The following is a 21,053-nucleotide window of genomic DNA, read 5'->3' as shown; positions in this document are numbered from 1 at the left end:
CTCTCTGGCGCGTCTTGTGGCCGGGCCCTGGCGGGCCCGTCTCACTGCGACACGCGGGCCGTCCACGTTGCGACGTGGTACGGCCCGCGTGGCTGTCGCCGTTTCAACCGTGGGCGCGGGGTGTGCACACCTGCCATTTACGGTCACATTCGCGAATCTCGCCCACCTGTGCGAATCACGTCCACATTCGGTCAGACAGAACGCACGCGCAGGCAGAGTGGGGACGAACGTCCCGGGGACGGCAGGACGCGCGAAGAGGTCCGGGGTGGGCCCGCAGGCATGTGTGACAATGAGCCGAGGACGGCGCCCCACCGGGCGCACGCGCCGCACGAAGGAAGGGGCCCCCACGTGATGAACCGTGTGCTGATAGTCGACGACGACCCGGCACTCGCCGAGATGCTCGGCATCGTTCTGCGCGGCGAGGGCTACCACGTCACCCACTGCGGCGACGGCACGTCAGCACTCGCCACGTTCCGCGACGCGAAACCCGACCTCGTCCTGCTCGACGTCATGCTGCCCGGCAAGAACGGCGTCGAAGTGTGCCGCGCCATCCGCGCCGAATCCGACGTCCCCATCGTCATGCTGACCGCCCGCACCGACACCCTCGACGTCGTCGCCGGCCTCGAAGCCGGCGCCGACGACTACGTCAACAAGCCCTTCAAACCCGCCGAACTCGTCGCCCGCGTCCGCGCCCGCCTGCGCCGCGGCGACGCCGAACCCGAAACCGTCACCATCGGCGACCTGACGATCGACCTCGCCGCCCACTCCGTCACCCGCGACGGCACCCCGATCTCCCTCACTCCCCTCGAGTTCGACCTCCTGCTCGCCCTCGCCCGCAAGCCATGGCAGGTGTTCAGTCGCGAAGTGTTGCTGGAACAGGTCTGGGGTTACCGCCACGCCGCCGACACGCGCCTCGTCAACGTGCACGTCCAGCGCCTGCGCGCCAAGGTCGAGAAGGACCCGGAGAGGCCCGAGATCGTCGTGACCGTGCGAGGTGTGGGATACAAGGCCGGTGCCAGCACACCCGCCACCTGAGGCACCCCGCAGCGTCCTACGACGCGCCTACGACGCGTCCCGCCGCGCAATCAGGCGCCTCGTCACGTTCTGCGTGCGCAGCTGGCGACGCAGCCTGCACGTGCGCGTCATCAGCCTGACGATGCTCATGGGCCTCACCGTCGTCATCGCCGTCGGATCCCTCATGTACCAGGGCATCGCCGACGGGCTCGTGCGCAGCAAGACCGCGTCCGCGCAACAGATCGCGCTGAGCGAGACCGCTGACGTCCAGAGCGCGTTCGACGCGACCGACAAGACCGACATGACGACGCTCTACAACCTCTCGCGTGACTCCGTGCAACGCATCGCGAGCCCGCTCGACGACTCCGCGCGCCTCGTCATCCTCATGCGCGCCAGCGACAACACGCGCCCCGGCATCCCCCTTGTCGCGACGGCCCGTGCGCGCGGCTTCACCCCACCCGCCGACGTGCGCGGCGCCCTCGCCCGCGACCCCGCGCATCAGCAGACGAAGATCATCTCCCTCGACGCGACCGGCCGCCACATCCCCGCCGTCATGGTCGGCTCACGCGTCAGCATCCCCAACGCCGGCGCGTACGACCTGTACCTCATCTTCCCGATGGACAAGGAAGCCGACTCGCTCAGCATCGTGCGCACCTCGTTCGCCGCCGGCGGCCTCGCGCTCATCCTGCTCCTCGGCGCCTGCGCCTACCTCGCGACGCGCCTCGTCGTGACCCCCGTCCGCTCCGCCGCGCACGTCTCCGAGCGCCTCGCCGCCGGCAACCTCGACGAACGCATGCCGGTGCGCGGAGAGGACGACATCGCGCGCCTCGCGACGAGCTTCAACGCCATGGCCTCGAGCCTGCAACGTCAGATCGGCCAGCTCGAGGACCTGTCGCACCTGCAGCAACGCTTCACCTCCGACGTCTCGCACGAACTGCGCACACCGCTGACGACGATCCGCATGGCCGCCGACATGATCCACGACTCACGCGGCGACTTCGCGGCGCACGTCGCGCGTTCTTCCGAACTGCTGTCGAAGGAGCTCGACCGCTTCGAGTCGCTGCTCGCGGACCTGCTGGAGATCAGCCGATTCGACGCCGGCGGCGCCGTGCTGAGCCGCACACCGACGTCGATGCGCCAGCTGTGCGCCGAGGTGAACGACATGCACGCGCAGCTCGCCGACAAGCTCGGCTGCCGCCTCGTGCTCGACGCGCCGAACGACGTCACGATCGACGTCACGATCGACGTCGACCGCCGCCGCGTCGAGCGCATCCTGCGCAACCTCGTCGCCAACGCCATCGAGCACGGCCAGGGCCAGCCCGTCGTCGTGACGTTGCGCGCCAACTCGACTGCCGTCAGCGTCAGCGTCCGCGACTACGGCATCGGACTCAAGGAGGGCGAGGCGGACAAGGTCTTCGACCGGTTCTGGCGCGCCGACCCCGCCCGCGCCCGCACGACGGGCGGCACGGGCCTCGGATTGTCGATCTCTCTCGAGGACGCCCGCCTGCACGACGGTTTTCTCGAGGCGTGGGGCGCACCCGGCGAGGGCTCCTGCTTCCGGTTGACGCTGCCGCGCGTGCAGGGCGTCGCCATCGCCGCGAGTCCGGGCCCGCTGCAGCCCGGCCTCACCGCGAGGACGAAACAGATCTCGAGCGGCACGATGCGCACCTCCGACGGCGGGGCACGCCTGGCGTCGGGCTACCCGGTCGCGATCGATGCGAAGAAGCGCTCGAACTCACTGCCCCAGGTCATCGACGGTGAGGGCGCCGTCGACGCCGGCGAGGCCCCACGATGAGCCCACGACGCAGGCTGCCGCGCGCCTTGGTGGCCGTGGCCGCCGCGGCGAGCGTGTTCGCGACCGCCGGGTGCGTCGGGTTGCCCTCGACGTCGAGCGTCGCGCCGGGCAAGGCCGTCGACGCGAAGGACGACAGCGAACCGCTCGCCGTCGAGCCGCTGACGGCGTCGGCCTACGACGATCCGCGCCAGATCGCGACTGGTTTCCTACGCGCCCAGATGTCCGCGCACGACGACTACCAGGCTGCCCGCACCTTCCTCACCGGCGACGCGAGCCGTCGCTGGAAACCGGGCAGCGCCGTCACGGTCTTCGCGGGCGACAGCGACATCACGGCCACCCGCCCCGACACGACGACGGTGCGTCTCAGCGTCCCCGTCGTCGCGACGATCGACGCCGATGGCCACCTCGTGCGCCAACCGTCGACGACCCGCCGCGACCTGCGCTTCACGGTGGGTTCCACGGCCGGGGGATGGCGCCTCAGCCAGGTGCCCGACGGGCTGGGCGTGTGGATCAGCAGCACGGACGTCGCGCGCCTGTTCAGCCGCGTCAACGTGTACTACCCGGCCGCCTACGGACGCTCGCTCGTACCCGACCCGCGCCTGCTGCCGCGCCAGGGTCTCGCGACGGCGCTCGCGCGCGCGGCGCTCTCCGCCCCACCGCAGTGGCTGCGCCCCGCCATCGCGACGAGCCTGCCGACGGGGACGGCGCTCGCCGTCGACGCCGTGCCCGTGCGCGACGGCGAGGCGGACGTCGCGCTCTCCAGCCGCGCGAGCGCTGCCGACAACCCCGCGCGCGCCGCGCTGTGGGCGTCGGTGACGGCGACCGTCATGCAGGCGCCGGAGGTGCGCTCGGTCTCAGTGCGCGTCGGCGGGGCGCGCCTGGAGACCGACAACCTGCCTGCGCAGGTGAGCGACCCGAGCCAGGTCGGCTACTCGATCACCGCCGACAGCCTCGACGAGGTCATCTCCCGCAGTGGCGCCTACCTCGCCTGGACGCACGCCCAGGCGAACGACTCCGTCTCGGGCACCGACGCCCGCGCGGCGCAGGGACGCCCCGTGCTGCCCGCGGTGCCGGCCGACTGGTCGTTGCTCGCCGCCGGCCAGGGCGGGCGGCAGATCGCGGCGATCTCGAAGGACCGCACGTCGGTACGACGTTGGCTCAACGGCACCGACGTCACCGTCCCCGATCTCGGAAACCAGCTCGTGCGTCCCGCGTTCGACAGCTCCGGATGGTTGTGGGTGGCAGGCCGCACGTCGTCGGCATCACCGTCGTCGCAGGCGTCCAGGTCGAAGAGGACAGGCGACACCTCGAGCGCCGCGCTGTGGGCGCTCGACACGACGTCGACCTCGCCGACGCGAACACCGACAGCCCTCGACGTCCCGTGGCTCGGCGCGTCCTCCGTCACGTCGCTCAGCGTGTCGCCCGAGGGCTCCCGCGTCGCTCTCACCATCCGTGACCGCGACGACGCCCGCGCCGTCGTCGCAGCCGTCGAACGCGACGAGCGCGGTCGACCTGTCTCCCTCGGCCCGGCGCACGACATCGCGCCGGGCGTGCACGACGTCAAGGACGTCGTGTGGGCGGACGGAACGTCACTTGCCGTCCTCGGCACGAGCGACGGTCTCCTGCAACCGACCCTCGTGCCGCTCGACGACGCCCCGGTGCCCCTCGGCGGCGTCACGGGCGCGAGCAGCCTCGTGTCTACTCTCGACGGGCGAAGCGGCCTGTTCGTGCGAACCGACGCGAACACCGTCTTCACGCGCCAGGGCTCCTCGTGGAGCAGTTTCCTCACCCGGGGCGACCTCATCGCCCCGCGATCCTGACACCCGTCTCCGCTTGGGACGCCGTCGTTCGGCGCGCGCCGAACGTGCTCGTCGCTCTGGATGAGGTGGTCGAAAGCGCGCCGGACAGCGTGGGCCGAGACTCCGTCGTCCACAACCGGTGACGGCTGTGGCCCGGGGGAGCGCTGCGGCGCACCCTCGTCCACAGGGGCGAGCGCGTGTCGGTGGTGACGTCGTCGCGCGGGCGGCATCATCGCGGGTGTGCCCCGCCAGTCTCGCGACGTCGGCGCCCGGCTCACGCCGCCGGTCGCGTGGGTGAGGGGCGCGCTGCGTGACGTCGTCGATCTGGCGTGGCCGTCGAACTGTCTCGGCTGCGGCGCATGGGGCCCGAGCTGGTGCGCGACGTGCGACGCCGGTCTGTGCCGTGAAGCGTTCACGGTGCGAGCCCATCACGCCCCCGAACTCGACGTCGCCGTCGCTGCGGCGTTCGACGGGCCGTTGCGCGAGGCCATCACGGCGTTCAAGGATCGTGGACGCAGCGACGGCCTCGACGTCCTCGTGCGCCTCGCGCGCCGCTCGCTCGCTCGCGCACTCACCGACGCCACACTCGAAGATGCCGCGCTGGGCGCGCGGCCATCGGCCGGCGCCGGGCCACTCGTCCTCGTGCCCATTCCGTCCCGGGCCGCGGCCTACCGTGAGCGGGGACGCTTTCCGTTGGGCGAACTGTGCGACGCCGTGTGTCGGGGCACCAGCCTCGTCAGCGGACGGAGCCTGCTGCGGCACCGCGATCGGGGCGTCGCGGATCAGGCGCGGCTGACTCTCGCCGAGCGACGCCGCAACGTCGAAGGGGCCTTCAGGATCGAGCCGCGGACGGCGGAGCGTCTCGTTCGCGCCGGCGCGCGCGTCGTCCTGTTCGACGACGTCGTGACGAGCGGCGCGACGCTCGCCGCGGCGCACGCGACGCTGGAACGAGCGGGCGTGCGGGTCGTCGCCGTCGCGGCGCTCGCGGCGACGCCGCACGAGCCGAACGCCCGCTCGGCAGGCTGACCGCGGGACGATCACACCCCGCCGGCGCCCGCAGCGGGGGCGGCCGGAATCGACCGTTCCCGAACCCTTCCCCGGGCGTCGATGGGGGGTTAGGTTGGAGGACATCGAACAAGCATCCCCGCAGGAGGTGGTGGCGCGCACGAAGCGGCTCCCGACGCCTGCAGCCGGGCTGACGGGGCCGATTTCTCACCGAAGTTTCTCTCGATCCGAGGAGTCGATTTCCATGGAGATCACCGTGACCGGCCGACACGTCGAGGTTCCTGCCCGCCTCGCGCGACACGTCGAGGACAAGCTGGCCAAGGTTCCGCAGCTCGACCCGCGCGTCATGCGCTGCGACGTCGTCATCACGCACGAGCCGAACCCGCGCCGCGCCAAGGAGGCCTACCGCGTCGAGGTGACGTGCCGCTCGAAGCGGTCCGTCGTGCGCGCGGAGGCGTCGGCGGACGAGGAGTACGCGGCCCTCGACCTCGTCATGGGAAAGCTCGGTGAGCGATTGCGCCGCCAGCACGACCGTCGTCGTATCCAGCGCGGCCAGCACCGCACGATGTCCGTCGCGGAGGCGACGGCGGATCTGCCGGTGCTCGAGATCATGCCCGACACGCGCGACGACGCGCCGGAGGCCGCCCAGCTCGGTGAGGATCCGGACTGCCCGGTGCAGCTGCGCGAGAAGGTGCACGCGAGCGCGCCCATGGACGTCGACGAGGCCCTGCGCGAGATGGAACTCGTCGGCCACGACTTCTACCTCTACCAGGACAAGAGCAGCGGTCGTCCGAGCCTCGTCTACCGCCGCCGTGGGTGGAGCTATGGAGTGATCCACCTCGACCTCGTCGACGAAGCACCGGACACGCTGGAGGAGACAGCCTGAGCAGCGCGCCCGATGACGCCGGGCTGCGGGTGCGTCACGGACCGCCCGCCGCCCGGCGAACGCGCCCTGACGCCTCCATGGGGTCGGGTTCGTGCACGCGAGCGCTCTCGTCCAACAGGCTCGAACGATGAACGTCGCCGGCGCGCCGCGCGACCTTCTCAGGGGTCGCCGACCTGATGCCGGCGTCATCACCGGCGGCCAGGTGCCGTGGCGGTGGTGTGCGCCGCGCAGCGCCGCGGAGCTGCTCGCGCAGCTCGAACACGCCACCCCCGAGCACCTGCTCGTCGTCACCGATGACGACGACATCCTCGCCACCGCCATCCGCTGCGGTGTTCACGGTGTGCTCGCCGAGGTGCCCACGCCACTCGACGAAGCGGCGCTCGCCCGGATGTTGCGTGCCGACGAGCCGTACGTGGCACCCGAGCGAGCGGCTCAGGTGTGGGCGGTGGCATGCGCCCTCGCCCGGGCGCCCCACCCGACGTATGCCCTGTCCGCGCGCGAACGCGAGGTGCTCGACCTTGTGGCTCGTGGCCGCTCGAACCGCAGCATCGCCGCGACGCTCTTCCTGTCGGAGAACACCGTGCGCAACCACCTTGCCCGGATCTATCGCACGCTCGGGGTGTCCTCGCGCGCCGAGGCGCGCGCGCTGCTGCGTCAGGCGCCGGGGGAACAGGCAACCGCAGACGCACCCGACCCAGCGGACTCTGACGGGGCGGCGCCGCCGCTCACCCATTACTCTTAGGGGAACTGTGCCCGCGCGTCGGGCGCCACCTCGCGTGAGGGCCCGTGAGAACGGCCCGTCGCCCGAGGTGATCGATCAACGATTTACGGAGTCTCGCGTGCCCAAAATTGTCGAACGTGTTCTGCGCGCCGGCGAAGGACGAACGCTCAAGAAGCTCGAGGCGATCGCCGCTCAGGTGAACATCGTCGAAGAGGATTTCGAAAAGCTCACCGACGCCGAACTGCGGGAGGAGACCGACCGGTTCCGCAAGCGACTCGCGGACGGGCAGAGCCTTGATCAGATCCTGCCCGAGGCGTTCGCCGCCGTGCGCGAGGCGAGCAAGCGCACGATCGGCAAGCGTCACTTCGACGTGCAGATCATGGGTGGTGCCGCGCTGCACATGGGCAACGTCGCCGAGATGCGCACCGGTGAGGGCAAGACGCTCGTCGCGACACTGCCGAGCTACCTCAACGCGATCGAAGGCAAGGGCGTCCACGTCGTCACCGTCAACGACTACCTCGCCGAGTACCAGTCCGAGCTCATGGGCCGCGTGCACCGCGCGCTCGGGCTCGAGACGGGCTGCATCCTGTCGTCGATGACGCCGGCGCAGCGCCGAGACGAGTACAACAAGGACATCACGTACGGCACGAACAACGAGTTCGGCTTCGACTACCTGCGCGACAACATGGCCTGGTCGACGGACGAGCTCGTGCAGCGCGGCCACAACTTCGCCATCGTCGACGAGGTCGACTCGATCCTCATCGACGAGGCCCGCACGCCGCTCATCATCTCCGGCCCTGCCGACGCGGCGACGAAGTGGTACGTCGAGTTCGCCTCGATCGTCGAGCACCTGACGCGCGCGGAGAAGGGCAAGGACGGCAAGATCACGAAGCCGGGCGACTACGAGATCGACGAGAAGAAGAAGACCGTCGGCCTGCTCGAGCCGGGCATCGAGAAGGTCGAGGACCTGCTCGGCATCGAAAACCTCTACGAGGCGCAGAACTCGCCGCTCATCGGCTACCTCAACAACGCCATCAAGGCGAAGGAACTGTTCAAGCGCGACAAGGACTACGTCGCGATGAACGGCGAGATCCTCATCGTCGACGAGCACACCGGCCGCATGCTCGCCGGACGTCGCTACAACGAGGGTGTGCACCAGGCGATCGAGGCCAAGGAAGGCGTCGAGATCCAGAACGAGAACCAGACGCTCGCGACGGTGACGCTGCAGAACTACTTCCGCATGTACGACAAGCTGTCGGGCATGACGGGTACGGCCCAGACCGAGGCCGCCGAGCTGTACCAGATCTACAAGTTGGGCGTCGTCACGATCCCGACGAACAACCCGCCGCAGCGCGTCGACCAGCCCGACCGCATCTACCGCACCGAGGACGCGAAGTTCCGTGCCGTCACCGACGACATCGCCGAGCGTCACCGCAAGGGCCAGCCAGTCCTCGTCGGTACGACGAGCGTCGAGAAGTCGGAGCGCCTGTCGGAGCTGCTGCGCAAGAAGGGCGTCGCGCACGAGGTGCTCAATGCGAAGCACCACGAGCGTGAGGCCGCCATCGTCGCGCAGGCCGGGCGCAAGGGCGGCGTCACCGTGGCGACCAACATGGCCGGTCGAGGCACCGACATCATGCTCGGTGGCAACCCCGAGTTCATGGCCGTCGCCGCGCTCAAGCAGCGGGGCCTCGACCCGGAGGAGACGCCCGAGGAGTACGAGGCGAGCTGGGACGAGGCCCTCGCGAAGGCGGAGGCCGCGGTCAAGGCCGAGCACGACGAGGTGAAGGAACTCGGCGGCCTGTACGTCCTCGGCACCGAGCGTCACGAGTCGCGCCGCATCGACAACCAGCTCCGCGGACGCTCCGGTCGCCAGGGCGACCCCGGTGAGTCGCGTTTCTACCTGTCGCTGCAGGACGACCTCATGCGCCTGTTCAACGCGGCGCTCGTCGACCGGTTCATGTCGGGCTCCGGCATGGACGACGACCAGCCGATCGAGAACAAGATCGTCTCCCGCTCGATCCAGTCCGCCCAGGGCCAGGTCGAGGGCCAGAACTTCGAGATCCGCAAGAACGTCCTCAAGTACGACGACGTGCTCAACCGTCAGCGTGAGACGATCTACGCCGAACGCAAGCGTGTGCTCGAGGGTGACATCGACGGCCAGATGCGCCACTTCATCAACGACACGATCGACACGTACGTCGCGACGGCGACCGCGGACGGTTTCTCCGAGCACTGGGATCTCGAGCGACTCTGGGGCGCCCTCGAGGAGCTCTACCCGATCACGATCGGTCTCGAGGAGCTCGAGGCGGAGCTCGGCGGGCGCGCCGGCATCACGCCGGAGATCCTCGGCGAGGAACTGCGCTCCGATGCGCAGCACGCGTTCGACGACCGCGTCGCCTTCCTCGGTTCGAGCGTTGCGCGCGAGGTCGAACGACGCGTGGTGCTCACCGTCCTCGACCGCCAGTGGCGCGAGCACCTGTACGAGATGGACTACCTCAAGGAGGGCATCCACCTGCGGCAGATGGCTCAGCGCGACCCGCTCGTCGAGTACCAGCGCGAGGGCTTCCAGATGTTCGAGGCGATGACGGAGTCGATCAAGGAGGAGTCCACGCAGCTGTTCTTCCACGTCGACGTCGACCCCGCCGAGGTCGAGGCATCCACGCCCGCACCCAAGCAGGAGCAGCTGCACTTCACGGCGCCCAACGAGGAGGGCCTCGCTGAGGATCACGTCGTCGCCAAGGACGGGCACGTCATGGACGACGAGGAGCAGATGTCGCGCGAACAGCGTCGCTCCGCAGCGCGCAGCCGCAAGAGCAAGGGCGGCAAGAAGCGCAAGCGCTGAGGCGCGGACACGCTCAGATCAGCTCGAGGACGGTGACCTGCCAGCGCCCGTCGACCCCGTTGAGGCGCAGGGCGATCGGCGTCGCACGGCCGTTGACGCGGGCGACGACGGCCGCTTCGACGACGCCGTCGCACGGCTGGCACACCTGAACGCGCCGCACGCCCGTCGGTCCGGGCGCGGCACCGCGACGCAGTGTCGTGCGGTGGCGTCGCTGGATGCGGGCCAGCACGTCCGGGCTCGTGTGCGGCGTGAGCTGCGTCGGTGAGCGACGCCCCGCCAGAGCCTCGACGAGCGCCAGGGCGAAGCGCTGCGTCCACACCCGTGCGTCCGGCAACGCGGACGTCGCCGTGTGCTGCGGGCCGAAGATCTCGTCGTGCTCGCCGCGGTGCGGCAGGCGCTCGCGGCTGACGTCGACCGCGAGGCGCGCGCTGATGGCCGGCACGTCGGCGACGCGCAGCGAGCCGTCGAGCAACCCGCCGATCTCGTGCAGATCGAGTTCACGCGGCATTTCGTGGGCCGCGCGCGGGGGTGCGACGCTCGCTCGTTCGAGGGTGAGGGTGGTCATCGGTGGGCTCCGAACGCTGAGGTGGTCGAGACGAAGGACGCAGGAAGGGTGAGCTGCTGGCCGACCTCGATCGTGTCCGGATCGAGCCGCAGCAGCGGGTTGGCCTCGAGCCAGCCCGGCAGGGACGCCGCGACGTCTTCCGCCGGTGCGCCCGGGGCGAGGTAGGACGCCGCGATGCTCCACAGCGTGTCGCCGCGCACGACGACGTGCGTCCTGTGTTCCGCGGCCGTGCCTGAACCGCGCGGCGTGCCCAGCACGATGGCGGACAGCTCGTTCGAGGTACTGAACGGATCCGGCGTCCAGCCGGGACGCGGCACCGCTGGCTGGGGCGTGTCGGACGTGGCCGAGTCGGATGTGCGTGCCTCGGACGGGGCCGACACGGACGCTGGGGAACCGAACGCGGGGGAGTCGAGGTCAGGGGCGTCGAGGTCGGGGTTTTCGAAGTCCGGGGCGTCGACGTCGGGGGCCTCGCGGTCGGGCCAGTGCGAGCTGGTTGTGCCAGACGCAGGTGCCGCGCCCGAGGGAGTGGCGGCCGCTGGCGAGACCGCCCCGGAAGGGGCCGCTGCGTCGGTGACAGAGGCCGAGGCGGGCGGCATCACCTCGGCCGAGACGGAGAACGACGGGCGCGGCGCGGGTTCGGCGGCCCCGGCCGACTGCGCGCCGACGGTGATGAGTGCCGCGACGGCGAGGAACAGACTCGCCGTGCGGGTTCTCGACCCCGTCGCGTCCGCCGTTACCGGTGCAGAGCGCGCCACGACAGAGCGCGAATCGCAGACCTGAACTCGGACGAGCGCCGATCGGCCACACTCGAGGTCGCCCGCCACGAGCAGCCGTGCCTCGCACCGCAGGTCGAGGGCAGAGCGAAGACTGAGCCACGCCAGGCGGGCCAGCGCGAGCGTGAGGACGGCGCCCGCGGCGACGCCGATGACGTCCTCGCTCGTCGCGCCGGGCCCGGGCAGCGCCCGTCGGGTCGTGACGGCGACGGCCACGGCTGCTGTCGCGAGCAGCGGTGCGCTGAGGCCCGCCAGGATGCCGGCGCTCCTCAGCTGCTGCGGCGTGACAGGTGTGTTCGAGGGGTTCGACGTGCTCGCCCTGGTCGTCGTGATCATCGCGTTCCGCCTTCGTCGTCGCGTCATGCGCCTCGGCGCGACTCGTGTCGCCGCCGATCAACATCCATGACGAACGATGACGTTCAGTGACGTGTGATGTCGATGAATGCAATGTAACGACACATCGTGTCGAGTGGGGGCGTGGAAGATGAAAAACTTTTTTCGCCCGTCCGAGCTCCTCGCTGCTCTAGCGTCGAGCCATGCGAATGGAGCGATTGCTGGCCGACCTCGAGGCTGCCCAGGAGGCACAGGAACGTGCCGAGGCGCGGGCAGAGGTCGCTGAGAGCGTGCGCGTCGAGCACGCCGGCGTCACGCTGGTCGACCGGCTGCGTGCCGGGATCGGCAGTGTCGTCGCACTGAGCGTCGGCACCGAGACTCTGCGCGGGCACCTCCTCGACGTGGGGGAGGGCTGGCTCGCTCTCGATCGTGACGGCGTGCATGCGGTGCACGGTGTCGACGACCTCGTGCGTGCCGGGCTCCGTCTCGTGCCCGTCAGTGCGATCGCCTGCGTCAGCGGGCTGGGGCGCCCCCACGTCGCGGCCGACGGTTCGTCGATCGGACGCGGATGGAGCAGCGTGCTGCGTGCCATGGCGCGTTCACGTGCCCCTCTCGCCTGGCATCGCCTCGGCGGGCACACGATCGTCGGGACGATCGACGCGGTGAGCGCCGATCACGTCGTCCTCACCCCGGCGCGCGGCGCGGCGAGTCTCGTGCTCCCGCTCGCCCATCTCGCGTGGATCGACGTCAACGCCAGCGGACGCTGAGCCGCTGCCGCGGACTGAGTTCACACCTCACGCCGGCCCCCCGAGCAGGTGATCAGGCGCGCGTGGACGAACGTCGAGCCCTCAGAAGTCCTCGCCCATTCCGCCGGCGGCGACGGCGGATCGCGTTGCGGCGTAGGCGCGTTCGATGTAGCGCTCCACCTCGGCTGCCTCGACGCGCCACTGGTTGTTGATCTTGATCGCCGGCAGCTCACCCGACTTGACGAGTCCGTAGACCTGCCGCGCCGAGACGTTGAGGGTCTCCGCCACGTCGGCGATCTGGACGAAGCGCTGCGCCATGGGGTGCCTTTCGACGGGTGCGGAGATTCTTACCAAAACCTGACGATCATTCTAGGCGTCGGGCCCGCTCGCCCGCGTGACGATGGATCTCGGCTGTGGACGAACGAGGAGGAACATCGTGGGTGAGCGTGGGGTACGCAGGTTGAAGGACGTCTCGCCGGGGGCGCAGGCGGCGCGGCGGTTCGTGCCGACCGGCATGAAGGACGTGCGCTGGGTCGTAGGCATCGTGCTGCTCGCCCTCGGCGTGCTCGGCACGTTGCGTGTCATCGGCTCGTTCGACGATTCGGTGCAGGTGTGGAGTGCGAAGAGCGCCCTCGTGCCTGGTCAGCGCCTCACCTCGTCCGACCTCGTGCCGACGAGGGTTCGTCTCGACGATCGCGGCGGGCAGTACCTGTCGAGCGCGACCCAGCCGGGCGGCGTCGTCCAGCGCGCCGTCGGGGCCGGGGAGCTCGTGCCGAAGAACGCCGTCGGGGACGCCTCCGGTGTGACGGTTCGCGCCCTGTCGGTCAACGTCGAGCGCGGGCAGGCCGACGTCATCCGCTCCGGCGGGGACGTCGAGGTCTGGGTTTCGGACAAGAAGGAGGGCGCCGGCTCGACCGGCTTCGACAAGCCGCACCAGAGCGTCGAGCGGGCCCTGGTGTCGCACGTCGGTTCGCGCAGCGGCGGTGTCGTCGCCGTCGCCGACGGCTCGCCCGTCGAGATCCTCGTCCCGCGCGAGTCGTTGCCGGCAATGATCGATGCCGTCAACTCGGGCGCGCGCATCACGCTGGTGCCGCTCGACTCGGCGGCCCGCTCGTGACGACGATGACGGTGTGCACCGTCGCGACCGCGATCTCGGCGCGTCTCGAGGCGCGGTTCGCCGAGGAGCTCGCCTCCGTCGAGGACGCGACCCTCGTGCGGCGCTGCGCCGATGTCACCGAACTACTCAGCGCCGCCGAGTCGGGCGCCGTCACCGTCGCCGCGATCAGCCCTGATTTCCCGGGCATGAACGGCAGCGTCGTCGCGGAACTGACCGTGCGGGGTGCGTCGGTGCTCGGTGTCGTCTCAGCCACATCCGCTCTGGACGCTCGCCAGTGCGAGGCGTGGTCCCTGCGACGGACCCACGTCGTCGGATCGGGCGAGCTGGAGCAGGCCTTCGAGACCCTCGCGCACACCGGCCCCGCCGAGCACGAGCTCTCGGCCGCCGCAGAACAGGCCGAGACGAGCCTGGCCACCGACGGGCCCGATGACGGCGCAGCGGCCGCGTCATCGCCGACGAGCACCACCGTCGTCGTGTGGGGCCCGCCCGGCGCTCCGGGGCGCACGACGTGCGCCACCCATCTCGCGCAGGCCCTGAGCGAGAGCGGGCCGACGCTGCTCGTCGACGCCGACACAGTCGCGCCGTCCTGCTCGGCGCATCTCGGGCTGCTCGACGAGGCACCCGGCGTGCTCGCGGCCGCGCGTCTCGTCGATGCGGGCACCCTCAACCTGCACCAGTTACGTTCCATCGCCGCGCACGTCACGCCCGGCTTCGACGTGCTCACCGGCATAGGGCATTCCGGGCGCTGGCACGAGCTGACCCGATTTCACCTCGGCCGCGTCCTCGATCTCGCCGCCCAGCACTACCGCTGGGTCGTCATCGACGTGGCGGCCGAGGTCGAGGCCGACGAGAGCCTGCTGTTCGACACCGTCGCTCCCTCCCGGGTCGGGGTCTCGAGTGAGGCGTTCGCGCGCGCCGACCACGTCGTCGCGCTCGCCGGCTGCGACCCTGTCTCGCTGCAACGGTTCGTGCAACACGCGCCGGCGATCATCGACCTGCACGACGACGTCCGCGTCGTCGTGTCGAAGGCCCGCGAACGAGCGGTCGGCGGGAGCGCCTCGTCGGTCGTCGCGGACGCGTTGGAACGCTTCCTCGGTGTGCGACCCGTGGCGGTGCTGCCCGACGTGCGCGATGCGCTGGACGCCGCGGTGCTGCGCGGAACCCTGCTCGAGGGCGCTGATGGCGCACCGTACCTCGCCGCCGTGCGCGATCTCGCGAGCGAGCTGGGCGCCGACGTGGCACCGCATGCGACGCGTCGTCGTCGCGCATGGCGGCGCCGCTAGGCTCGAGGCGTCGCCCCACCGCTCGAAAGGCTTTCCGATGACTCGCCTGTACTGCCCCGTGACCGCTGACGGTGTCGCGGCGCTCGCCACCTCGGCTCTGACGGTGGAGGCGGCGTTCGCCGTCACCGACGACGTGCGCGCGCTCGCCCCGCACGGCGACGAGGAACTGCACGAGCACATCGCGACGCAACTCGCAGCCGCAGGCTGTGCCGGGCGCCGCGTCGTCGTCGTGGTCGTCGACGTGCCGGACGCTCGAGTGAGGCCCGCGGCCTCCACCGGTGGCGGCGCACTCCCCGGCCGCGTCGTCGTGGACGGCGACGTGACGCTGCGCGATGTCGCGTGCTTCCTCGTCGGCGACGAGGGTGAGCAGGTGAGCGACGACGCCGACCTCGAACTCAGTTGGTACGACGCGAGCGAGATCGACGCGGTACGCGCACTGCTCTGAGCGGCCCCCGGCGGAGCGTGCCCGCGCTCAGCGCAGGGCCCGCGTGTCACCGCAGCGATCGAGGCAGCGCACGAGCGCTCGTTCGGTGCGGGCCGCCGCGTCGGCGGCCGCCTCACGAGAGCAGCCGGGCCGTGCGAGCGCGGCAGCCACCCGCGCGTAGCCGTGGGCGTAGGTGGAGACGACGCGCGCGAGGCGCCCCACCGCGTCCGCGCAGGGCAGCGCTGCCGTGGACGCGAGCTGTGGGTGCGTGCTCACGAGGTCGCGGATCGAGCGTTCGACGTCGAGCAGATCGTCACGGCTCGTGGTCAAGGAGCGGCCGCTGCCGGGCAGCGTGCCCTCCTCGACGGCGCGCCGCAACGTCACCCCCGCGCGACGCGTCGTCGCCCCGGCGATATGAGGCAGCTCGGGCGCGCGGAACGGTGGCAGGGGAGCGGTGGCCAGCAGCGCCGTCGCGGTGTCGCTCAACTGATCGCTCAACGCCTCGACGACGAGATCGAAGCGTTCACCGCTGCACACCGCCGCAGGCTCGAACGTGACGTCGAGCAGTCGCAGCGCAGCCCGGGTGAGCTGCGGGGCGACGTCCGTGGGTGCGGCGGTGAGTGATTCCATGAACCCCACCGTAGGCGCCGGCACCGACAACGTGCCGAGCCCGAGCCCCCAGCTTGTGGACGACGACGCGAGGCGTCCTGGCGCGTCGGTGAAGTCTGCGACACCGAAGGCCGTCGACGTCGCCGAAGGCCGTCGACGTCGCCGGGGCGCGTTAGAGTCGACGGCAGCGGTACAGCGTCGTACCGCCCGTCGCTCTGCCAGGAGAGGTCATGTCTGCCGAGGCTCCAACGCCTGCTCTGTCCGACGTCGAGGCCCGCACCGGGGTCGCGCTCGAGATCGTCCAGGGGGTGTTGGGCGACATCCCTCCGGCCGAGCTGGCCGGCAAGTCGCTCGACCACCTGGCCTGGGTGGTCGAGGGCCAGATGCAGGCCGCGCAGCGCCGCGCCGGTGCGCACTCGATCGTCGAGGTCGAGGGGGATCTGCCCGCCTCCCTCATCGACGACGCCGTCGAGCACGGGGGCGTCAACCGTCTCACTGCGGGCGCCGTCATCCGCGTCGTCACGGACGACATGCCGTTCGTCGTCGATTCGATCGTCGCCGCCGTCACCTCGCGTGGCGCCGGCATCGGCGACCTGCTGCACCCGCAGATGGCGGTGCGGCGCGACGCCTCGGGGCAGCTGTGCTTCGCGCGCCGCAGCGGTAAGCGTCCCGGCGCGGTGCGCCTGCCCGGCCAGACCGACACGGTGCCGGAGGGCCAGCGCGAGAGCGAGGAGTCGTGGGTCTACCTGCACATCTCGCCGCTGGGCGACTTCACGGGCGCCGACGAGATCGAGCGCACGATCAGCGACGTCATCGACGACGTGCGCGCCGCCGCGAACGACTGGCAGCGCATGCGCGACCAGGCGCTCGCCATCGTCGACGACCTCGGAGCCAACCCGCCCGTGTCGGTGCCGGAGTTCGCGACGGCCGACGTGCGCCGCTTCCTCACCTGGCTCTCCGAGGACAACTTCACCTTCCTCGGCTATCGCGAGTACGCCCTCGACGTCGTCGACGGCGAGGACGTGCTGCGTCCCGTCGACGGCAGCGCCCTCGGCATCCTGCGCTCGGCCTCCGACGCGCCGCGCGGGTTCGAGCGGATGACGCCGCAGAGTCGCGCCGCGGCGCGTTCGCCGCAGCTGCTCACGCTGACGAAGGCCAACTCGCGTTCGCGCGTGCATCGTGACGCCTACCTCGACTACGTCGGCGTGAAGACATTCGACGAGGCGGGCAACGTCACCGGCGAGCGTCGCTTCCTCGGCCTGCACACCGCCCGCACCTACGCGGCGTCGCCGTCGAGCATCCCGATCGTCGCCGAGCGCGTCGCCAAGGTGATCCGCCGGGCGGGCTACTCGCCCGACTCGCACTCGGGCCGCGACCTGCTCCACGTGCTCGAGAGCTACCCGCGCGACGAGCTGTTCCAGACCTCCTCGGAGCGCCTCTACGAGATCGCCACGGAGGTCGTGCGCCTGCAGGCGCGCCGTCACGTCGGCGTCTTCCTGCGCAATGACGACTACGGCCGCTTCGTCGCCGTCCTCGTCTACCTGCCGCGCGATCGCTACAACACCCGCGTGCGCGAGGCCATTGCACAGCACCTCGCCCAGGCGTACGGCTCGGAGACGGTCGACTACACCGCCCGCGTCACCTCCGAGGCGCTCGCACGCATCTACTACACGGTGCGCCTGCCGCGTGGGACGGCGATCCCGGACGTCAGTGCGGACGACATCCGCGCCGCCGTCCTCGAGGTGACGCGCACGTGGAGCGAGCGCGTCACGCAGGCCGCGCACGCGGAGGAGGGGCTCGCGGACGTCGATGCCCGCCAGCTCGTCTCGACCTTCGCAGACGGGTTCCCGGCCGGTTACTCCGACGACTTCACCCCCCGTCAGGCCGTCGCCGACATGCGCCGGCTCGAACGCCTCGGTGACGACGACGCGGCGCTCACGCTGTACGGCACCGACAAGGTCGACTCGCGCGAGCGACGCCTCAAGATCTTCCGCAACGAGCCGCTCATGCTCACCGAGGTATTCCCGATCTTCACGAACCTCGGCGTGCAGGTCTCGGACGAGCGTCCGTACACGCTGACGCGCGCCGACGGCTCCACCTGCCACGTCTACGACTTCGGCCTCGTCGCCGACCGCACGGCGATGTGGGGCAACACGCCGCAGGAGAGCGCGCGTCGGCGCACGAACGTCATGGAGACGGTGCTCGCCGCCTGGCGCGGGCAGGCCGAGAACGACGCGCTCAACCAGCTCGTCCTCGCGGCCGGGTTGTCGTGGCGTCAGATCAACCATCTGCGGGCGCTCGCGCGCTACATGCGTCAGATCGGGTTCTCGCTCAGCTACGAGTACGTCGTCGCGGCGCTGCTCGCGAACACGGATCTGACGTCGCTGCTCGTGCGCCTGTTCGAGGCGCGCTTCGACCCCTCCCTCGACGCCGACGAGCGAGAGGCGCAGACGCAGGCCGTCCGCCAGCGCTTCGCCGACGGTCTCGCGGATGTCACGAGCCTCGACCACGACCGCATCCTGCGCACACTCGAGGGCGTCATCATGGCGATCGTGCGCACGAACGCGTACACGCCGAAGTTGCTCTCCGGTGAGTGTGCGGAGCTCGTGTTCAAGATCCGCTGCGCCGACGTTCCCGGCATCCCCGCGCCCGTGCCGATGTTCGAGATCTGGGTCTACGGCCCGAAGGTCGAGGGTGTGCACCTGCGCTTCGGGCTCGTCGCGCGCGGCGGGCTGCGCTGGAGCGACCGTTTCGAGGACTTCCGCACCGAGATCCTCGGCCTCGTCAAGGCGCAGATGGTCAAGAATGCCGTCATCGTGCCGACCGGGTCGAAGGGCGGTTTCGTCGCGAAGCAGCTACCCGACCCGGCGGATCGCGAGGCATGGCTCGCCGCGGGCGTCGAGGCCTACGAGGCCTTCATCGGCGGTCTGCTCAGCGTCACCGACAACCGTGACGGCGACACGATCATCGCGCCGCAGGACGTCGTGCGCCACGACGACGACGACCCCTACCTCGTCGTCGCCGCCGACAAGGGCACCGCGACGTTCTCCGACAAGGCCAACGCCGTAGCTCGTCGCGAGGGCTTCTGGCTCGACGATGCCTTCGCCTCGGGCGGTTCGAACGGCTACGACCACAAGGCGATGGGCATCACCGCCCGCGGCGCGTGGGAGTCGGTCAAGCGCCACTTCCGCGAGCTGGGCCACGACACGCAGAGCGACGACTTCACCGTCGTCGGCGTCGGCGACATGAGTGGTGACGTGTTCGGCAACGGCATGCTGCTGTCGGAGCACATCCGACTCGTGGCCGCCTTCGACCACCGTGACATCTTCATCGACCCCAACCCGGACGCTGCCGCGTCGTATGCCGAGCGGCGCCGCCTGTTCGAGCTGCCGCGCTCGTCGTGGTCGGACTACTCGCGCGACCTCATCTCCGAGGGCGGCGGCGTCTTCTCCCGCTCGGCCAAGCAGATCAAGCTGACACCGCAGATCCGCGAGGCGCTCGGCATCGACGACGGCGTCGAGACGATGACGCCGAACGAACTGATGCGCGCGGTGCTGCTCGCCCCCGTCGACCTGTTCTGGAACGGTGGCATCGGCACGTACATCAAGGCCTCCGACGAGACGAACGCCGAGATCGGCGACCGTGCCAACGACGCCGTGCGCGTCGACGGTCGCGACCTGCGCGTGCGCGTCATCGGTGAGGGCGGCAACCTGGGCGTCAGCCAGCGCGGGCGCATCGAGGCGGCACAGCACGGCGTCAGCGTCAACACCGACGCCATCGACAACTCGGCCGGCGTCGACACGAGCGACCACGAGGTCAACATCAAGATCCTGCTCGCCGACGCCGTGCGCGACGGTGCGCTCGCGCTCGAGGAGCGCAACGAGCTGCTCGCCTCGATGACGGACGAGGTCGGCTCGAAGGTGCTGCGTCACAACACGGACCAGAACACGCTGCTCGGCAACGCTCGCGTGCAGGGCCCGCAGATGCTGCACGTGCACCGCCGGCTCATCGCCGACCTCGAGTCGGACGGCTTCCTCGACCGCGAGCTCGAGTTCCTGCCCGACGAGGCCGAGATCGATCGGCGCCTCGAGGCCGGCGAGGGGCTGACGTCGCCGGAGTTCAGCGTGCTGCTCGCGTACTCGAAGCTACGGCTGAAGAACGAGGTCGGCGCGAGCGAGCTCGTCGACGACCCGTGGCTCGTGCGTGAGCTGCTCGGCTACTTCCCCGAGGCGCTGCGCGAGCCGTACGCCACGACGATGGAGAACCACCCGCTGCGGCGCGAGATCATCACGAACTCGCTCGTCAACGGCCTCGTCAACCGCGGCGGCATCACCTTCGTCCACCGCGCGGTCGAGGAGACGGGCGCCCGGGCCGAGGAGATCGTCAAGGCCTTCGTGGTCGCGCGTGAGGTGTTCGACGCGCAGAGCTTCATCGACGACGTCGAGGCGCTCGACCACGTCATCAGCACGCAGGTGCAGTCAAGGCTGCTGCTGCGTCTGCGCCGCCTGCTCGACCGCGCGACGCGCTGGTTCGTCCACCACGAGGTGGAGCACACGCCGATCGAGACGCTCGTCGAGCGCTACCGCGAGCCCGTGCAGCAGCTGTCGCCGAAGGTGCCCGACCTCGTCGTCGGCGTCGGGCGCGAGAAGTTCGAAGCCGAGGTCGACCAGCTCGTCGGCGAGGGCGTCCCGACGGCGCTCGCGCGACGTGCGGCGGCCCTGCTCGACGACTTCGTCCTGCTCGACATCGTCGAGCTCGCGCGTGACCTCGGTGAGGACGTCGAGGACGTCGCCGCGGCGTACTACTACGGCGGCGCCCAGATCGGCCTCGGCCGCATGCTCGACGCCATCGCCGAGCTGCCGCGTGACGACCGCTGGGACGCGCTGGCGCGCGGCGCCGTGCGCGACGACGCGTACGCGGTGCTCGCCGACCTCACACGGGATGTGCTCGCCGAGTCGGAGGCATCGCAGACGACGCAGGAGCGCTGGCAGCAGTGGGCGCAGCGCCACTCGCTCGCCGTCGAGCGTGCCCGCGCCGCCGTGACGGGCGTGCAGAACTCGGCGGCCCGCCTGGCCCCGATGTCGGTGGCGCTGCGCACGATGCGCTCACTGACGCGCGCTGCGGCAGGGGAGCGCGACTGA

At 70.7% G+C, this 21,053-nt stretch carries 16 protein-coding genes; 12 read left to right on the top strand and 4 right to left on the bottom strand.

Annotation, left to right across the window (positions count from 1 at the left end):
* Positions 1 to 348 precede the first annotated feature (348 nt).
* The 7 genes from mtrA (at position 349) to secA (ending at position 10,062) form a co-directional block, all read left to right on the top strand.
* Positions 349 to 1,035 (top strand): MtrAB system response regulator MtrA, encoded by a 687-nt coding sequence (mtrA, locus tag AX669_RS11515; protein ID WP_115297234.1) that lies wholly within the window; start codon positions 349 to 351, stop codon positions 1,033 to 1,035.
* Positions 995 to 2,809, top strand: a complete 1,815-nt coding sequence (gene mtrB / locus AX669_RS11510) for an MtrAB system histidine kinase MtrB (protein ID WP_338032952.1) — start codon at positions 995 to 997, stop codon at positions 2,807 to 2,809. Before mtrA ends, mtrB begins: the two co-directional genes overlap by 41 nt.
* Complete coding sequence (locus AX669_RS11505) at positions 2,806 to 4,629, top strand: LpqB family beta-propeller domain-containing protein (protein WP_081873695.1); 1,824 nt, start codon at positions 2,806 to 2,808, stop codon at positions 4,627 to 4,629. Before mtrB ends, AX669_RS11505 begins: the two co-directional genes overlap by 4 nt.
* 219 nt (positions 4,630 to 4,848) lie before the next feature.
* The gene (locus AX669_RS11500; RefSeq protein ID WP_051806019.1) at positions 4,849 to 5,634 is read left to right on the top strand and encodes a ComF family protein; all 786 of its coding nucleotides are present in this window, start codon (positions 4,849 to 4,851) and stop codon (positions 5,632 to 5,634) included.
* Positions 5,635 to 5,857: 223 nt separating this feature from the next.
* Positions 5,858 to 6,499 carry a ribosome hibernation-promoting factor, HPF/YfiA family gene (gene hpf, locus AX669_RS11495; protein ID WP_062258541.1) on the top strand — a complete coding sequence of 214 codons (642 nt, stop codon included), beginning with the start codon at positions 5,858 to 5,860 and terminating at the stop codon, positions 6,497 to 6,499.
* Positions 6,500 to 6,626: 127 nt separating this feature from the next.
* Positions 6,627 to 7,241: a response regulator transcription factor gene (locus tag AX669_RS11490; RefSeq protein ID WP_051806017.1), complete on the top strand. Its 615-nt coding sequence runs from the start codon at positions 6,627 to 6,629 to the stop codon at positions 7,239 to 7,241.
* A 97-nt stretch (positions 7,242 to 7,338) separates the two neighbouring features.
* Complete coding sequence (gene secA, locus AX669_RS11485; protein ID WP_062258538.1) at positions 7,339 to 10,062, top strand: preprotein translocase subunit SecA; 2,724 nt, start codon at positions 7,339 to 7,341, stop codon at positions 10,060 to 10,062.
* A gap of 13 nt (positions 10,063 to 10,075) precedes the next feature.
* Here the strand turns inward: secA and AX669_RS11480 are convergent, their stop codons facing one another.
* Both AX669_RS11480 and AX669_RS11475 read right to left on the bottom strand, forming a co-directional pair.
* A complete protein-coding gene (locus AX669_RS11480) occupies positions 10,076 to 10,627 on the bottom strand; it encodes an Rv3235 family protein (protein ID WP_038568921.1) in 552 nt (183 codons plus the stop codon).
* Positions 10,624 to 11,736, bottom strand: a complete 1,113-nt coding sequence (locus tag AX669_RS11475; RefSeq protein WP_167539849.1) for a LysM peptidoglycan-binding domain-containing protein — start codon at positions 11,734 to 11,736, stop codon at positions 10,624 to 10,626. Before AX669_RS11475 ends, AX669_RS11480 begins: the two co-directional genes overlap by 4 nt.
* Before the next feature lie 200 nt (positions 11,737 to 11,936).
* On the opposite strand from AX669_RS11475, the gene AX669_RS11465 reads away from it, so the two are divergent.
* Complete coding sequence (locus AX669_RS11465; RefSeq protein WP_131941312.1) at positions 11,937 to 12,500, top strand: hypothetical protein; 564 nt, start codon at positions 11,937 to 11,939, stop codon at positions 12,498 to 12,500.
* Positions 12,501 to 12,581: 81 nt separating this feature from the next.
* Here AX669_RS11465 and AX669_RS11460 read toward each other — a convergent pair whose 3' ends face one another.
* Positions 12,582 to 12,797, bottom strand: a complete 216-nt coding sequence (locus AX669_RS11460; protein WP_006945776.1) for a helix-turn-helix domain-containing protein — start codon at positions 12,795 to 12,797, stop codon at positions 12,582 to 12,584.
* Positions 12,798 to 12,915: 118 nt separating this feature from the next.
* Between AX669_RS11460 and AX669_RS11455 the strand changes: the two genes are divergently transcribed.
* The 3 genes from AX669_RS11455 to AX669_RS11445 are packed head-to-tail and all read left to right on the top strand — an operon-like array spanning position 12,916 to position 15,324.
* Positions 12,916 to 13,596 carry an SAF domain-containing protein gene (locus AX669_RS11455; RefSeq protein WP_131941310.1) on the top strand — a complete coding sequence of 227 codons (681 nt, stop codon included), beginning with the start codon at positions 12,916 to 12,918 and terminating at the stop codon, positions 13,594 to 13,596.
* Positions 13,593 to 14,879, top strand: a complete 1,287-nt coding sequence (locus AX669_RS11450) for a ParA family protein (protein WP_062258536.1) — start codon at positions 13,593 to 13,595, stop codon at positions 14,877 to 14,879. The genes AX669_RS11455 and AX669_RS11450 overlap by 4 nt, the downstream gene beginning before the upstream one ends.
* Positions 14,880 to 14,916: 37 nt before the next feature.
* Positions 14,917 to 15,324 (top strand): hypothetical protein, encoded by a 408-nt coding sequence (locus AX669_RS11445; RefSeq protein ID WP_006945782.1) that lies wholly within the window; start codon positions 14,917 to 14,919, stop codon positions 15,322 to 15,324.
* A 27-nt stretch (positions 15,325 to 15,351) separates the two neighbouring features.
* Here AX669_RS11445 and AX669_RS11440 read toward each other — a convergent pair whose 3' ends face one another.
* Complete coding sequence (locus tag AX669_RS11440; protein WP_062258533.1) at positions 15,352 to 15,933, bottom strand: hypothetical protein; 582 nt, start codon at positions 15,931 to 15,933, stop codon at positions 15,352 to 15,354.
* 209 nt (positions 15,934 to 16,142) lie between these two features.
* Here AX669_RS11440 and AX669_RS11435 point away from each other — a divergent pair, with 209 nt between their 5' ends.
* A complete protein-coding gene (locus tag AX669_RS11435; RefSeq protein WP_062258531.1) occupies positions 16,143 to 21,053 on the top strand; it encodes an NAD-glutamate dehydrogenase in 4,911 nt (1,636 codons plus the stop codon).

The sequence above is a fragment of the Dermacoccus sp. CCH2-D9 genome (assembly GCF_001556795.1).
In the GTDB taxonomy this organism is placed as follows: Bacteria; Actinomycetota; Actinomycetes; order Actinomycetales; family Dermatophilaceae; genus Dermacoccus; species Dermacoccus nishinomiyaensis.
Note: the sequence above shows the minus strand (reverse complement) of the source record. Positions and strands in the feature narration are given on the sequence as shown.